The organism is Streptomyces sp. SLBN-8D4 (assembly GCF_049739545.1).
GTDB lineage: Bacteria > Actinomycetota > Actinomycetes > Streptomycetales > Streptomycetaceae > Streptomyces > Streptomyces canus_C.
Genome location: NZ_JBMGQC010000001.1, coordinates 7,114,838 through 7,130,237, shown reverse-complemented (window position 1 = coordinate 7,130,237; position 15,400 = coordinate 7,114,838). Strand labels below are relative to the sequence as shown.

At 70.8% G+C, this 15,400-nt stretch carries 13 protein-coding genes; 3 read left to right on the top strand and 10 right to left on the bottom strand.

Annotated elements, in window-relative coordinates:
- Positions 1-175: 175 nt before the first annotated feature.
- Both RKD20_RS32355 and RKD20_RS32350 read right to left on the bottom strand, forming a co-directional pair.
- Positions 176-616, bottom strand: coding sequence for an SRPBCC family protein (locus RKD20_RS32355; RefSeq protein ID WP_007381461.1), 441 nt, complete (start codon positions 614-616; stop codon positions 176-178).
- A gap of 83 nt (positions 617-699) precedes the next feature.
- On the bottom strand, positions 700-1,497 hold the full coding sequence (locus RKD20_RS32350) for a metallophosphoesterase family protein (RefSeq protein WP_424880790.1): 798 nt from the start codon (positions 1,495-1,497) through the stop codon (positions 700-702).
- A 290-nt stretch (positions 1,498-1,787) separates the two neighbouring features.
- Between RKD20_RS32350 and RKD20_RS32345 the strand changes: the two genes are divergently transcribed.
- The gene (locus RKD20_RS32345; protein WP_424880789.1) at positions 1,788-3,584 is read left to right on the top strand and encodes an AMP-dependent synthetase/ligase; all 1,797 of its coding nucleotides are present in this window, start codon (positions 1,788-1,790) and stop codon (positions 3,582-3,584) included.
- 15 nt (positions 3,585-3,599) lie between these two features.
- On the opposite strand, the gene RKD20_RS32340 is transcribed toward RKD20_RS32345, so the two are convergent.
- Positions 3,600-5,180: a GMC oxidoreductase gene (locus tag RKD20_RS32340; RefSeq protein ID WP_424880788.1), complete on the bottom strand. Its 1,581-nt coding sequence runs from the start codon at positions 5,178-5,180 to the stop codon at positions 3,600-3,602.
- An 83-nt stretch (positions 5,181-5,263) separates the two neighbouring features.
- Entirely contained in the window at positions 5,264-6,406 is a 1,143-nt protein-coding gene (locus tag RKD20_RS32335) for a glycosyltransferase family 4 protein (protein ID WP_424880787.1), read from the bottom strand.
- 120 nt (positions 6,407-6,526) lie between these two features.
- On the opposite strand from RKD20_RS32335, the gene RKD20_RS32330 reads away from it, so the two are divergent.
- Positions 6,527-7,768 carry a glycosyltransferase 87 family protein gene (locus tag RKD20_RS32330; protein ID WP_424880786.1) on the top strand — a complete coding sequence of 414 codons (1,242 nt, stop codon included), beginning with the start codon at positions 6,527-6,529 and terminating at the stop codon, positions 7,766-7,768.
- 376 nt (positions 7,769-8,144) lie between these two features.
- Here the strand turns inward: RKD20_RS32330 and RKD20_RS32325 are convergent, their stop codons facing one another.
- Positions 8,145-9,458 (bottom strand): MATE family efflux transporter, encoded by a 1,314-nt coding sequence (locus tag RKD20_RS32325; protein WP_424880785.1) that lies wholly within the window; start codon positions 9,456-9,458, stop codon positions 8,145-8,147.
- 90 nt (positions 9,459-9,548) lie between these two features.
- Here RKD20_RS32325 and RKD20_RS32320 point away from each other — a divergent pair, with 90 nt between their 5' ends.
- Positions 9,549-10,079, top strand: a complete 531-nt coding sequence (locus RKD20_RS32320) for a PadR family transcriptional regulator (RefSeq protein ID WP_424880784.1) — start codon at positions 9,549-9,551, stop codon at positions 10,077-10,079.
- On the opposite strand, the gene RKD20_RS32315 is transcribed toward RKD20_RS32320, so the two are convergent.
- From RKD20_RS32315 to RKD20_RS32295, 5 genes are all read right to left on the bottom strand, one after another.
- Positions 10,067-11,260 carry a hypothetical protein gene (locus RKD20_RS32315; protein ID WP_424880783.1) on the bottom strand — a complete coding sequence of 398 codons (1,194 nt, stop codon included), beginning with the start codon at positions 11,258-11,260 and terminating at the stop codon, positions 10,067-10,069. The genes RKD20_RS32320 and RKD20_RS32315 overlap by 13 nt on opposite strands.
- A gap of 33 nt (positions 11,261-11,293) precedes the next feature.
- Complete coding sequence (locus RKD20_RS32310; RefSeq protein WP_424880782.1) at positions 11,294-12,310, bottom strand: NlpC/P60 family protein; 1,017 nt, start codon at positions 12,308-12,310, stop codon at positions 11,294-11,296.
- A gap of 225 nt (positions 12,311-12,535) precedes the next feature.
- On the bottom strand, positions 12,536-13,570 hold the full coding sequence (locus RKD20_RS32305) for an NlpC/P60 family protein (RefSeq protein WP_007381471.1): 1,035 nt from the start codon (positions 13,568-13,570) through the stop codon (positions 12,536-12,538).
- Between the two features lie 209 nt (positions 13,571-13,779).
- Positions 13,780-15,123: an NYN domain-containing protein gene (locus RKD20_RS32300; RefSeq protein ID WP_424880781.1), complete on the bottom strand. Its 1,344-nt coding sequence runs from the start codon at positions 15,121-15,123 to the stop codon at positions 13,780-13,782.
- A gap of 35 nt (positions 15,124-15,158) precedes the next feature.
- On the bottom strand, positions 15,159-15,398 hold the full coding sequence (locus RKD20_RS32295; RefSeq protein WP_007381473.1) for a hypothetical protein: 240 nt from the start codon (positions 15,396-15,398) through the stop codon (positions 15,159-15,161).
- Positions 15,399-15,400: the final 2 nt, after the last annotated feature.

The window sequence follows — 15,400 nt, the reverse complement described above, 5'->3', positions numbered from 1 at the left end:
TGAACCGTAACGGACGCGGCGGTTCAGTCCGGCTGCAGGCCGGTGGGGGCTGGTCGCGCAGTTCCCCGCGCCCCTGAGTGGGTACAGTCGCGGCCGGTCCAGCTGTACCCAGCTTCTTGGGGGCGCGGGGAACTGCGCGACCAGCCACGACGGGCCCGCACCCGAAAACGCGCCCCTACTGCCCCGACTCGACCCGCTTCTTCAACCCCGCCAGCGCCCGGTCGATGATGACCTTCTCGGCCTTGCGCTTGATCATGCCGAGCATCGGGATCTTGACGTCGACCGTCAGCAGGTAGGTGACCTCGGTCGCCCCCGCACCCGCCGGCTTCAGCACGTACGAACCGTCCAGCTGCCGCAGCATCTGGGACTTGACCAGCGTCCAGGAGACCTCGTTCTCGCCGGTCCAGGTGTAGCCGAGGACCTGGTCGTCCTTGATGGCGCCCGCGTCCATGACCAGCCGGACCTGCTCGGCACGGCCGGACGCGTCCGTGGAGAGCACCTCCGCCTGCTTCACCTCACCCGTCCAGTCCGGGTAGCGGGCGAAGTCCGCGATCACGGCCATGACGTCGGCCGGCGCAGCTTCGATCGTGATGCTCGAACTGGTGTGTTCCGCCATCGCCGTGGCTCCTCCAGATAAGGTCCGGTGAGGAAGGGTGGTACGCACGTCTGTGCAGCGTGAAGGCTACCGCGCGGACGGAGTCACCATTCCAGCGCCCACGGCTTCCCGCTCCCCGCGAAGTGCCCCACGTTCACGCACTCGGTCGCCCCGATTCGCATCCGCCGGACCAGGGGCTGGTGGACATGGCCGAACAACGAGTAGCGGGGCCGGGTGCGGCGGATCGCGGCCAGCAGCGCCCGGCTCCCCCGCTCGAACCGCCGCGCCACCGTGTCGTACACCAGCTCCGGCACCTCCGGCGGGATGTGGGTGCAGAGCACGTCCACCTCGCCGACCGCCTCGATCTTCGCCGCGTACTCCTCGTCGTCGATCTCGTACGGCGTCCGCATCGGGGTCCTGAGCCCGCCGCCGACGAAGCCGAACGTCCAGCCGCCGATCTCCGCCCGCTCGCCGTCGAGCACGGTCGTGCCGGGTCCGGCGTACTCCGGCCACAGAGGCGGCATGTCGACATTGCCGTAGGTCGCGTACGTCGGTGTCGGGAACGCGGCGAACATCTCGGCGTACTGCTTGCGCACCGCCGTCTCGATCACCGAGCCCCGGTCGGCGCCGATCCCGCCCCACAGCCGGGCCCCGAGTTGCCGCGCCTCCTCGAAGCGGCGGGCGGTGCGCAGTTCCACGATCAGGTCGGCGTTCTCCGTCCCGAACAGGTCGGGGAAGATGCCGCGCGAGTGGTCGGCGTAGTCCAGGAACAGCACCAGGTCGCCCAGGCAGATCAGGGCGTCGGCACCCTCGCCGGCCCTGGCCAGGTCACGGGCGTTGCCGTGCACGTCACTCACCACATGTACGCGTGTCTTCCGGTTTCCGGCCGGTGTGGGTGCCATGACGATCAAGGGTAAGCCTGTGCGGCATACGTGAACAGTGCCGACCGGGCCTGCGGTTACTGGCCAGTCGGCAAGCAGGTGGACTACTGTGCCGGGGAACCCCAATCGTGTGACGCAGCGAACATCTCGCCGGGCCCCCTGTCGAAGAAGCCATACCGGCGGGTAACGTCCGGGCAGTCCAGTCGTGCTCAGCATTCAATTACTGAAATCCTGAGCACCTGCCCGAGCCTTGGACCGACCGTCGCATCACACAACGTCGTGGCGCCGGCGCCCTATGAGGAGCAGCAGTCTTGCGCGAGTTCAGCCTTCCGGCTTTGTACGAGGTCCCTGCGGACGGCAATCTCACCGATATTGTCCGTAGAAACGCCGCGCAGCATCCTGACGTCGCCGTCATCGCCCGCAAGGTGGCCGGTCAGTGGCAGGACGTGACGGCCACGGCCTTCCTGGCCGAGGTGCACGCCGCCGCCAAGGGGCTCATCGCCTCCGGCGTCCAGCCGGGCGACCGGGTCGGTCTGATGTCCCGTACCCGCTACGAGTGGACGCTGCTCGACTTCGCGATCTGGAGCGCGGGCGCGGTCACCGTGCCGGTGTACGAGACCAGTTCGGCGGAGCAGATCCAGTGGATTCTCAGCGACTCGGGCGCGACCGCCTGTGTCGTGGAGCTGGACGGTCACAGCGCGGCCGTCGAGTCGGTCCGTGAGCAGCTGCCCGCGCTCAAGCACGTCTGGCAGATCGAGGGCGGCGGGATCGAGGAGCTGGGCCGCGCGGGCAAGGACATCAGCGACGCGACCGTCGAGGAGCGCAGCTCGCTGGCGAAGGCCGACGACGCGGCGACCATCGTCTACACCTCCGGCACCACCGGCCGGCCCAAGGGCTGTGTGCTGACCCACCGCAGCTTCTTCGCGGAGTGCGGCAACATCGTGGAGCGGCTGCGCCCGCTGTTCCGCACCGGCGAGTGCTCGGTCCTGCTCTTCCTGCCGCTCGCGCACGTCTTCGGGCGGCTGGTGCAGATCGCGCCGATGATGGCGCCGATCAAGCTGGGCATGGTCCCGGACATCAAGCAGCTCACCGACGAACTGGCGTCCTTCCGGCCGACGTTGATCCTCGGCGTGCCGCGCGTCTTCGAGAAGGTGTACAACTCGGCGCGCGCCAAGGCGCAGGCGGACGGCAAGGGCAAGATCTTCGACAAGGCCGCCGACACGGCGATCGCCTACAGCAAGGCGCTGGACACCCCGTCGGGCCCGTCGCTCGGTCTGAAGATCAAGTACAAGACCTTCGACAAACTCGTCTACAGCAAGCTGCGGGCCGTCCTCGGCGGTCGCGGCGAGTACGCCATCTCCGGTGGCGCCCCGCTGGGCGAGCGCCTCGGGCACTTCTTCCGCGGCATCGGCTTCACGGTCCTGGAGGGCTACGGCCTGACCGAGTCGTGTGCCGCGACCGCCTTCAACCCCTGGGACCGCACGAAGATCGGCACGGTCGGGCAGCCGCTGCCGGGCTCGGTGATCCGGATCGCGGACGACGGCGAGGTGCTGCTGCACGGCGAGCACCTGTTCAAGGGCTACTGGAACAACGAGGCCGCGACCGCCGAGGCGCTCACCGACGGCTGGTTCCACACCGGTGACATCGGCACCCTCGACGAGGACGGCTATCTCAGGATCACCGGCCGCAAGAAGGAGATCATCGTCACCGCGGGCGGCAAGAACGTCGCCCCGGCCGTGATCGAGGACCGTATCCGGGCGCACGCGCTGGTCGCGGAGTGCATGGTGGTGGGCGACGGGCGGCCGTTCGTCGGCGCGCTGATCACCGTCGACGAGGAGTTCCTGGGCCGTTGGGCCGAGGAGCACGGCAAGCCGGCGGGTTCCACCGCGGCGTCGCTGGCCGGGGACGCGGACCTGAACGCGGCGATCCAGGCCGCGATCGACGACGGCAACGCCGCGGTGTCGAAGGCGGAATCGGTGCGGAAGTTCCGCATTCTGTCCTCCCAGTTCACGGAGGAGACGGGCCACCTCACGCCGTCCCTGAAGCTCAAGCGGAACGTGGTGGCGAAGGACTACGCGGACGAGATCGAGGCGATCTACGCGAAGTAGTCGCCCGTACGGGGCCTATGGCGCGGTGTCCTCCACGAGGACCCGCGCCATCGCGCGTTCGGCGAGCGCGGTGATGGTGACGAACGGGTTCACCCCGATGTTGCCGGGGATCAGCGAGCCGTCGGTGACGTACAGCCTCGAATAGCCCTTCACGCGGCCGTAGTTGTCGGTGGCCTTGCCCAGCACGCAGCCACCGAGCGGGTGGTAGGTGAAGTCGTCGGCGAAGACCCTGCTGGGCGATCCGAAGAGGTCGTACCGGTAGATGGTCGAGTTGGCGGAGTTGATCCGGTCGAAGAGCTTCTTGGCCATGCCGGAGGAGACCGCGCTCTGTGCGGCGCTCCAGTCGAGGCTCAACCCCCCGCTGCCGTACGAGAACCTGGCGCGCTGCGGGTTCTTGGTGATGGCCAGATACAGGCTCACCCAGTGTTCGAGTCCCGTGGGTAAGGGCGCGATCTCGGCGAAGACGGGGTTGTCGGTGTTGGCCCAGTCGTCGATGCCCATGACCGGCATGGTCGACTGGTTGGCGCCGACGGTGTCCCACAGGTGGTTGGCCCGCCCGAGCATCGTGTTGCCGTTGGGCCCCCAGCCCGCTCCGACGCTCGCGTCCAGCGCCGGGAGGGTCCCCGACTGCCGTGACCGGAGCAGGAGTTCACTCGTGCCGAGACTGCCGCCACCGAGGAACAGATAGGCGCAGGAGTACTGCTTGGTCTCGACGACCGCGCCGGTGTAGTCGATGCGCTCGGCGCTCAGCACCCAACTGCCGTCGCTCGCCCGGCTGATCCCGGTGACCTTCTCCATGGTGTGGATGGTGACGTTGCCGGTGCCTAGCGCGGACGCAAGATACGTCTTGTCGAGGCTCTTCTTGCCGAAGTTGTTGCCGTAGATGACCTCCTGGCCGAGAGCGGACTTGGTGGCGGTGCCGGCGGCCTCGCGCTGCATGTAGCCGAAGTCGTAGACACTGGGCACGAAGGTGGTCTTCAGACCGGTGTTCTGGGCGTGCTTCCGGGAGACGCGGCTGAACCTGTACCACTCAGTCGACTCGAACCAGGCCGGGTCGATGGTGTTGACGCCGAGCATGGCGCGGGCGCGCGGGAAGTACGTGGAGTACATCTCGTTCGCGTCCACGCTCGGGAACTGCTCGGCGAAGTAGGACTGGAGCGGGGTGACCGCCATCGAGCCGTTGACGAGGGAGCCGCCGCCGACGCCCCGGCCCACGAAGACGGACATGTTGGGAAAGTGGACCCGGTCCAGGACGCCGGGGTAGGGGCTGATGTCCTTGTTGACGACGTCCAGCCACAGGAAGGTGGCCAGCGGCGCCTCGGAGCGGGTGCGGAACCACATGGAGCGCTGGTCGGGATTGGCGGTGTTGCAGAAGACCTTGCCGTCGGGACCGGCGGTGTTCCAGAGCCGGCCCATCTCGAGGACGAGGGTGCGGATGCCGGCCTGGCCGAGGCGCAGGGCGGCGACGGAGGCGCCGTAGCCGGAGCCGACGACGATGGCGGGCGCGGACTCGACCGCGGCGGGCTCGTCCGCCCGGGCCGACTGGAGCCCGACGCGGGTGAAGCCGAGAGTGGCCGCCGTCTGAAGGGCGGCCATACCAAGGATCTGACGTCTAGTCAGCTGACGCTGTATCAGTTTTGCTGCCATGCGCGCAGCATCGGCGGATTATCGGCATCCTGCTATAGCAATGCCTTCAACTTTTCCGCCAACAAGTCCCATCGCCACTTCTCCTCGACCCACTCCCGTCCCCGCTCCCCCATGCGCCTCCGCAGTTCCGCGTCACCGAGCAGGACGGTGATCCGTTCGGCGGCCTCCTCGGGGGAGCCGCCCCGCACGACCCAGCCGGTCTCACCGTCGAGCACGGCGTCCGGGGCACCGCCCGAGTCCCCGGCGACGACGGGCAGTCCGGTGGCCGAGGCTTCCAGATAGACGATCCCGAGCCCCTCCACGTCGAGCCCGCCCCGGCGGGTGCGGCACGGCATCGCGAAGACGTCCCCGGCGCCGTAGTGCGCGGGCAGCTCGGCCCAGGGCACGGCCCCGGTGAAGCGCACGGAGTCGGCGACCCCGGTCTCGTGGGCGAGTTTGCGCAGCTCCTTCTCGTAGGGCCCGCCTCCGACGATCAGCAGCACGGCGTCGGGCTCCTCGGCCAGGATCCGCGGCATGGAGAGGATGAGGGTGTCCTGCCCCTTGCGCGGCACCAGCCGCGAGACGCACACGACCACCGGCCGGTCCGTCAGTCCCAGCCGTGCCCGCACGGCGTGGCCGCCCGACCCGGGATGGAAGGTCTTCTCGTCGACCCCCGGCGGCAGCTGCACCATTCGTGCGGCGGCCTTCGGGCTCAGCGCCCCGGCGATCCGCGACCGCGTGTACTCGCCGAGATAGGTGATCGTGTCCGTCGACTCCCCGATCCGGCCCAGCAGCTGCCGGGCCGCGGGAAGTTGGGCCCACCCGGCCTCGTGCCCGTGGGTCGTCGCCACCAGCCGCTCCGCACCGGCCTTCCTGAGCGCCGGGGCCAGGAGCCCGAGCGGCGCGGCCGCCCCGAACCACACCGACGTGCAGCCGTGCTCCCGCAGCAGCCCGACGGCCTTCCGGGACACCCCCGGTGTCGGCAGCAGCATGGTCGTGGAGTCCCGTACGACGGTGAAGGGCTGCTCGGCGTCGAAGGCGGCGGTCGCCTCGACGCCCTCCCGGCCCCGCTTCCAGGTGGAGGCGTAGACGACCAGGCGCTCGGGGTCGAGCCGTAGCGCCATGTTGTGCAGGAACGCCTGGATGCCACCCGGGCGGGGCGGGAAGTCGTTCGTCACGATCAGGGTCTTGTGCATCGCGGCCGACCCTACCGAACCCGCTGCTCACAGCCGGGCGCGGCCACGTTTATGGCACCCTCACAGGAGAGCGGGACATCATGTTCCCCTCAAGACCGCACGAGAACGGCAGGGGATCACGTGGAGACGACGGCCTGGCGGCGATCCCTGACCGGACTGCTGCTGACCTGGGGCGTGACCAGGCTGCTGCTCCTGTTGTGGGTCTACAAGGTGTACGTCTTCCCAGGCCCGGACGTCACCAGTGACGTGTCGGTCATCTACCAGGGCTGGTACGACGTCCTGCGCACCGGAACGTTCCCGCAGGACGACGTGACCTGGCAGTACCCGCCGGCCGCGGCACTCGCGATCCTCTCCCCCGCGCTGCTGCCCTTCCTGGAGTACACCCAGGCCTTCTTCCTGATCGCCTTCGCCGCCGACCTGGCCGTCCTCCTCCTGCTGCTGTACGCGGGCCTGCGCCCCGGGCGGCGGCTGCGGGGGGCCTGGGTCTGGGTGGCGGGCGTACCTCTGCTCGGGCCGACCGTCTACTCCCGCTACGACGTGATGGTGACCGCGGTGGCGGTCGCCGCGGTTCTCGCGGCCGCCCGGCATCCGAAGGCGGCGGGGGCGCTGGTGGGCTTCGGGGCCATGCTGAAGGTGTGGCCGGCGCTGATCCTGGTCGGCATCCGCAGGCGCAGCGTCTGGGCCTCGGCGGCGGCGACGGTCGCGGTGGTCGCCGGAGTGTTCTCGGTGGCGATGCCGGGGGCCTTCGCCTTTCTGACCTTCCAGCGGGAGCGGGGCACCGAGGTGGAGTCGCTGGGCTCCCTGGTCTTCCACATCGCCCGCCATCACGGCTGGGACGGCTCGGTCCTGCTCAACTACGGCTCGGTCGAGTTCCTCGGCCCCTGGGTGACCGCCGTCAGTACGGCCGCCATCACGCTGACCGGCATGGCCTTCGGACTGCTGTTGCTGTGGCGGCTGACGGCCACGCGGTTCGAGGCGCACACGGCGGCCGACGCGGCGCTGGTGGCGGTGCTGATGTTCACCACCACCAGCCGGGTGATCAGCCCGCAGTACATGGTGTGGCTGGTCGGCCTCGCGGCGGCCTGTCTGTGCTTCCGCGCGAGCCGGATGGGCCTCCCGGCCGTCCTGGTGCTGGCGGCGTGCTTCGTGACGGTCCTGGAGTTCCCGATCTGGTTCGCGGACGTCGTGGGCAGCACCCCGCGCGGCATCGCCCTCCTGCTCGTGCGCAACGGCCTGCTGGTCCTCGCCACGGTCATCGGCATGCGCGAGCTGTGGCGGGCCACGGTCCCGAAGCAGACCCCGCCGCCCCCGGTCCCGGACCAGCCCGCCGCCCCGACCCGAGAGGCCTCGGCCTCCTCCTGAACCCGGACACGGGTCGGCGTCCTGAAGCCCCCGATCCCGCTCACGGACGCCATGCGCGACACCTCGCCCCACAACCCGCGCCGACCACGCCCCGGATCAGACCACCACCCCCCACCCGCGAGACCTCCACCTCCCCCTACACCCGGACACCGGCCAGCACCCCGAACCACCCGACCCCGCTCACGGACGCCATGCGCGACACCTCGCCCCACAACCCGCGCCGACCACGCCCCGGATCAGACCACCACCCCCCACCCGCGAGACCTCCACCTCCCCCTACACCCGGACACCGGCCAGCACCCTGAACCACCCGACCCCGCTCACGGACGCCATGCGCGACACCTCGCCCCACAACCCGCGCCGACCACGCCCCGGATCAGGCCACCACTCCCGCCCGCGAGACCTCCACCTCCCCCTGAACCCGCGCACCCGCCCGACGGAACAGGAGCAGCGCGATCCCGCACTGCAGTGTCATGGCCAGCGCGAGTGCCAGGCACACGCCGGGCAGGCCGAGGCTCGTGCAGGTGTACGCCAGCGTCAGCTGGACCGCCGTGCCGAGCAGCGTCACCTTCAGCAGCACCGGTGCTCCCCCACTGCCCTCGAAGACCCCGCCGAGCGCGATGAAGCAGGCCATCAGCAGCAAGTAGGGGCCGACGCAGCGCAGGAACAACACCCCGTCGTGGGCGACTTCGGGCCCCGCGCCGAAGGCGGCCATGATCCAGGGGGCGGTCACGAGAAGCAGCGCGGCCGCCGCGAGCCCCACCGCCCCGGAGACCAGCACCGCCTCCCGTCCGACCGCCCGCCGCGCGTCCCGCCCGGCGCCCCGCAGATGCGCGGTGTGGATCGAGGCGGCCTGCCGCACCGCGTAGAAGGCCATCGTCGCCACGTACATGACCTTGTAGGCGATGGAGTACGCGGCCACCGCCGTCACCCCGAGCCGCGCCACGATCGCGACGAGGACGAGCGCCCCGCCCTGCCGCACGGTGAAGTCGGCGGCCATGGGGAGCCCGGTGCCCAGCGTCCCGCGCAGGGAGACACCGGCCGGAGCCCCCGCACAGGACCGCAGCAGCGCGTTCCGGCGCAGCACGACCAGTCCCGCCCCGAGGGCCACCGCCCGGCACAGCACGGTCGAGGCGGCGGCGCCCCGGACCCCGTACGCCTGGATCAGGAACGGGTCGCACACCAGGATCAGCCCGTTCGCGAGGAGGGCGAGCCGCATGGGTGTCCGGGTGTCGCCCGCGCCCTTGAGGACGCCGTCGACGAGCTGCTGGGCGAAGAAGACGGCGATGCCCGGCAGGGAGATCGCGAAGTAGGCGGTGGCCAGGGACACGGCCGGGCCGCCGTCGAGCACCAGCCGGGCCAGCGGCTCGCGGAGCAGGAAGCCGCCCACGGCGACCACCGGCGTGACCAGCGCCCACAGCGCCAGGCCGCCGCGCACGGCCGCCCGCACCCCGCCTGGATCCCGGGCGCCCCGGGCGTGCGCCACCAGCACGGTCGTACCGGAGCCGAAGACGAGCGCGACGCCCAGCAGCACGTTCTCGGTGTTGGTCGCCACGGCCACGGCGGCGACGGCGGAGCCACCCAGCCGGGAGACCCACATGGTGTTGATGATCCCGGCGGCCACGGAGGCCAGAAGGCCGAGGTAGACGGGGTGGGCGAGCGCGACGAGCTGCTTGCGATGGCTGTTCACGGAGCAATCCCCCTCGATACGAGATACCTCGAATCGAGGTATCTCGATAAGAGGTAGCATGGCGCCACGCCCCCCGCAAGGAGGAATGCAGTGCTGGAGCTGTCGATCCTCGGCTTCCTCGCCGAGGGACCGCTGCACGGCTATGAGCTCAAGGAGCGCATCAAGGCGCTGACCGGCCATGTCCGCCCGGTCAGCGACGGGGCGCTCTATCCGGCGATCACCCGGCTCGTCAGGGCGGGCCTGCTCGACGAGCGCGCGGAGCCCGGGACGAGCGCCGCGCCGCGCCGGACCCTGTCGCTCACCGAAAGGGGCCGCGAGGACCTCCTTCAGCGGCTGCGGCACCCGAAGCAGGCCGAGATCACCGACCAGGTCCGCTTCAACACCGTCCTCGCGTTCCTGCGGCACCTGCCGGACCGGCGCGAGCAGGCGGCCGTGCTGCGGCGGCGGCTGGAGTTCCTGGAGGCACCGACGAGCTTCTTCTACGACGGCGGCGGACCGGTGCGCGCGGAGGACACGGACGACCTGTTCCGCCAGGGCATGCTGCGGGTGGCGCGGGCGACGGGCCGGGCAGAGCGGGCGTGGCTGGCGGAGGCCGTCGAGCAGTTGGATCAGCCGAGCTGATCGCGCAGGTACTCCTGCCATGCGGCGGTGAAGGCCTTCAGGTCGGTGTCGAGCACCTTCGCCACGGCCTCCTCCACCGCACCCGGCCGCTTCGTGTGCGTGCCCACTGCCCGGTAGAACGCGCCCAGCTTCGCCTCGCCCCACCGGTCCGCGATCATCCGGCAGGCCATCCAGCCGCTCTCGTAGGACACCGCGAGACCGGACGCACTGCCGTCGAAGCCGAAGTCCGCGTCGGACGGCAGGGCCGCCGGCACCCGGCCCGCGGAGACGGCCTCCCCCAGCTCCGGCGCGACCTCGGCCGGGGTACGGCCGGTGCCCCGGTACCCGACCCAGTCGGCATACCCCTCCGACAGCCACAGCGGGGTCGCGGCGGTGGTGTCGGCGCGGGTGGCGACATGGGTGGTCTCGTGGGTGAGGACGACCTGCCTGCCCAGGGTGCCGAGCAGACCGTACGCGTCGGGGTTGACGATGATCCGGTCCGCGGGCGCCCGCGCCGGGGCGCCCGTCTCACCGGTGGTGACGGCCGCGATCCCGCGGTACGAGGAGGCAGGTGAGCCGAGCAGACCCGCCATCCCCTCCAGGGACTTGGGTACGAGCACGACGACGTGCCGGGACCAGGCGGTGCCCCAGGCGTCCGACACGGCGGGCACGGCGCGGTCGGCCAGGTCCGCGAAAACGTGCAGCCTCTCGCCGGACTGGCCGACGCCGAGGACCATGCTGTGCTTCCCGCGGACGACGGTCACCTCGCCCTGGTCCCACAGCTGCTGCGAGGACTTGTGGGCGGGCTTCTCGCTGACGACGTACCAGCGGCCGGACGCGTCCCGGGACAGGTCCAGGACGCGGGCCACGGTCACGGGGGCCTGGTCGTATCCCTGGATCTGGTAGCGGAGTTCGGCGTCCGCGGTGGCCGTCTCACCGGTGCGGTGGACGCCGGTCACCTTGTAGGACCAGGAGGCGAGCGGCACCGCGCTGACGTCCTCGAACCAGCCCGCGGCGCCCGTCCCGGCCACCGCCGCCGTGTCGCGGTCGAGGACGGCCGCGGCCCGCCGGTCGAGCAGGTGCTGCACATCGGCCTTGACGGAGTCGGTCGGCGTCGGGCTCCCGCCGCAGGCCACCAGCGAGGCGAGCAGCAGGCACAGCACCACGACACCGTGTTTCGGCACCCGCCTTCGACCAGCCATGTTTCCCGATCGTACGGGTATCGCGGCCATGGGTCAGGGGCGCGTGACCGTCGCCCCCGGCATCATGCCCACCGGGTCGTAGCGCACCGGGGCACCGGGGTACGGGGCGTGCACGACCTGGCCGTTGCCGACGTACATGCCGACGTGGCTGGCGTCGCCCCGGTACGTGACCAGGTCGCCGGGCCGTGCCTGGGAGAGCGGTACCTGGCGGCCGGCGTAGCGCTGGGCCTGCGAGGTGCGCGGGAGGGAGACCCCGGCCTGGGCGTACGACCACTGCATCAGGCCCGAACAGTCGAAGGCACTCGGCCCGTTGGCACCCCACACGTACGGCTTGCCGATCGCGGACTGCGCGGCGGCCACGGCGGCGGCCGCCCGGCCCGAGGGCGCCGCGGCACCCGAGAGGTCGGGCATGTCGGAGCGCCCGGAGCGGGAGACCCGGTCGTAGGCGGCGCGCTCGTCGGACGGCAGGGAGTTGAGCAGTTCGCGCGCTCTGGCGAGCTTCCTCTCGACGGTCCGCTTGTGGGAGGCGACGGCCTTGCGGCTCTTCTCCAGTTCGCCGAGTTTCCGGGCCGCCTCGCTGCGCTCCTGGGCGAGTTCGCGCATGGCCTCCTGGAGGTCCTTGAGCTCGCCCGCCTGACGGGCGTTGATGCGGTCCAGTACGGCCGCCTTGTCGAGGTAGTCCTCCGGGTCGTCGGAGAACAGCAACGCGAGGGAGGGGTCGAGGCCGCCGGAGCGGTACTGGGCACCGGCCAGTGAACCGAGCGCCTCCCGCATGGAGTTGACGCGCTCCTGCTGCCGGGCGATCGCGTCCTGCGCGGTGCTGACCTCCTCGCGCAACGAGTCGGCGCGCTCGTCGGCCTTGTTGTAGGCCTCGGTGGCGTGCTCGGCCTCCTCGTAGAGACGGTCCACCTCGGCCCGGGTGGCGTCGGACGGAGCGGCGGCGGCCGGTACGGCGCCGAGCGCGGCGGCCGCCGCGGACAGCACGCACAGGGCGGCACCGGCGCCCCGGTTGAACCCGGACGTCTGGACAAGGCGGCGATGGAACCCCACAGGAAGCCGCGCTCCTTCCACTGGCGGACAAAGACGCTTCCCGGCAAGGGGGAAGCGCGGCCGACAGTAGCCCCGCGGCAGGGGCACATCCAACGACCTTCGCGGGCACACAACGTGACGCCCCGCCTATGACGCAGGTCATGGGCGGGGCGTGGAGTCAGTTGTGGTCGTCACGATTCGCCCGAACGGACGGCGAGTCGTCGCGATCTTGAGCGCTCGGGAGGCTCAGATCCGCACGCCGAACTGGAACGGCATGTTGTTGATCGACTCGTAGCGCACGACCGTGCCGGTGCGCGGAGCGTGGATGACCTGGCCGTTGCCCGCGTACAGGCCGACGTGGTGCAGGTCGCCGTAGAAGATGACCAGGTCGCCGACCTTGAGGTCGCTCATGCTGTAGATGCGGGTGCCGGCGTTGGCCTGGGCCTGCGAGGTGCGCGGGATGGTGATGCCGGCCTGCGCGTAGGCCCACGAGGTCAGGCCCGAGCAGTCGTAGGAGGCGGTGCCGGTGGCGCCGTAGACGTACGGCTTGCCGAGCTGGGTCTGGGCGGCGTTGAAGGCAGCCTGGGCCCGGGCGGAGGACGCGGGGGCGTCACCGAGGTCCACGCGCTCGCTGGCGGAGCGGCTGGCGCGGGCGTCGGCGGCGGCGAGGGCGGCCTTCTCGGCGGCCGTCAGCGAGTTGAGGAGCTTCTGCGCCTCGGCGAGCTTGCCCTGAACGGACTTCTTCTGCTTGGCCAGTTCGGTGCGGGTGCTCGCGAGGTCCTTGAGCTTCTCGGAGGCCTCGGCGCGGTCCTGGGCCAGCTCGCGCTGCTTCTCCTGGATCTTCTTCAGCGCCTCGACCTGCTGGGAGCTGAGCTGGTCCGCGGTGGACGCCTTGTCCAGGTAGTCGTCCGGGTTCGACGACAGGAAGAGCTGGAGCGAGGAGTCGATGGAGCCGGTGCGGTACTGCGCGGCGGCCGCCATGCCTATGGAGTCCCGCAGTTCGTTCAGGTCGTCCTGGCCGCGGGCCACGTTGTCCTGGATCGTGGAGATCTCCTTCTGGAGCTTCTCCTGCTTCTCCTTGGCGCCGTTGAGCTTCTCGGTGGCCTGCTCGGCCTGCTCGTACAGGGCGTCGACCTTCGCCTTGACCTCGTCCTTGCTCGGCTTCTCGCTGGGCGCGGCATTGGCGGCATTGGCACTGAGGGCCACGGCGGCAGCGGCTGCGGTCGTGAGCACGGTCACGCGCGTACGGCTCGGCTGCTTGGGTCGACGGTGGGACGCCACGGAGGTGAACTCCTTCTTTTGAGTGATCACCCGCTCGGAGGTTCGAGCCCAGACCCTAGTGACCTTCCCGTGATCAGTTCAAATCCTCAGGAGCAAAATCTCGTCACGCCATGCATTCTTTGCACATAACTCACGTGCAGTGAGGCGGGCTTGACGCTACGTTGCGTGACGATAAGGCTAATTCGGGCATTCAGCCTGGACATTGATGTTTAGGACAGGCGCTTGAGGAGCACCACGGAAGCGACCGGCCGCGCCCCCGCCTTGGCGATGCCGTCGGCGACCTCCCGGTCCGTCGAGGCGACGATCACCGGCCGCCCGGGCGGCTCGGCACGCACCAGCTGACGGATCAACTCGTCGGCGGTGACGCCCGCCTTGGAGAACAGCACCCGCACCCCGCGCGGGGGCGCGAGCAGCACCGGCGCGGCGAGCTCGGCGCCGTCGAAGACGCAGGTCACTTCCGCCCCGGTCTGCGCGGCGAGCTGGGAGAGCTGCCCGAGGAGCCTGAGGCGCTGCTTCTCCAGCGGCATCTGGGGATAGCCGGTCTTGGTGACGTTGTAGCCGTCGACCACCAAGTGCGCCTGGGGCAGGGCGAGAAGCTGGTCCAGGATGGCGGGATCGTTCTCCGACAGGGCCCGCGCGGCGATGTCCTTCGGGGTCATGCGGCCCGGTTCGACCGCGTCCACGGTCTCGGCGGGCCGGACGGAGACCGGCGGCAGGGCCAGTTCCCGGCGCAGCCCCTGGGCCGCGTCCAGAACGGTGTCCAGAAGCAGGCGCACGCGCATGTCCTCGACGCTGCGCCCCTCCCGTGCCGCTCTGCGCGTGGCCTCCAGAGCCGCCTCCGCCTCCCCGAGGCGTGCCTTCAGGCGCCGGGACTCGCTCTCGGCGGCCGACACCTGGGCGTGCCCCTCGGCGCGTGCGGTGTCCGTCTCGGCCTGCAGCTTGCGCAGGGCCGCCTCGCCGCGCTTGACGTCACTGAGTGCCGCGCGCAGCTTCCGGTGAAGCGATTCGGCTTCCTTCTTGGCGGACTCCAGCTCGGTGCGCAGCCGCTCGGTCTCGGCGCGGGTCTGGTCGCGGGCGGCCGCGAGCTCCTCGCGCAGCCGCTCCAGCTCGGCGCGGTTCTCCTCGTCGGCCCGCTCGGCGTCGGCGCGCTGGGCCTCCTCGCCGGCCGCGGTGACCAGCTTGACCCAGCCGGTGGGCCGCAGAACATAGGCCGCGGCCGCCACATCGAGCGGGTCCGCGGCCGGGGGCGGGGCACCGGATTCGAGGGCGCCGGACAGCTCCGGCTGGGCCTCTCTGAACTTCTCCCCGATGCGCTGGCGGAACAGCGGATCGGTCTCCAGCGCGGCCGCCATCGCGTTGCCCGCGAACTTGGCCCGCCGGTTCGGCGCGAAGCGCGCGTACTGTCTCAGCTGTGCGGGCAGTTCGCCGACGGTCAGCCCGCCGAAACCCTCGGAGACGATGTGCACGACCCTGCGCCGCACACCGTCGGGCAGCGGACGGTCGAGGACCTCGGCGGCGCCGTCGCCCGGCTCCCCGCCTTGTGTCTCCACCATCCCTCACACCCCATCACTGTGCGGGGCCGGCCCGGTCAGGAGCCGGCGCCCGGCCTGTCGACGAGTTCCACCTGGTCCACGGCGTTGCACCAACGGCACCGCACCGACTCGATGGTCTCACTGACCACCTCGCGCTCCTCGACCTTCGGGTCTCCCGCCAGGTCGAGGTGGACGTACTCGACGACCTTCGACGAGCGGGTCACGTCGAAGCGCGTGAGGTTGCCGCAGAGGGTGCAGCGCCACCGCGTCGAGGCGGTCGGGAGGGGAACCGTCATCG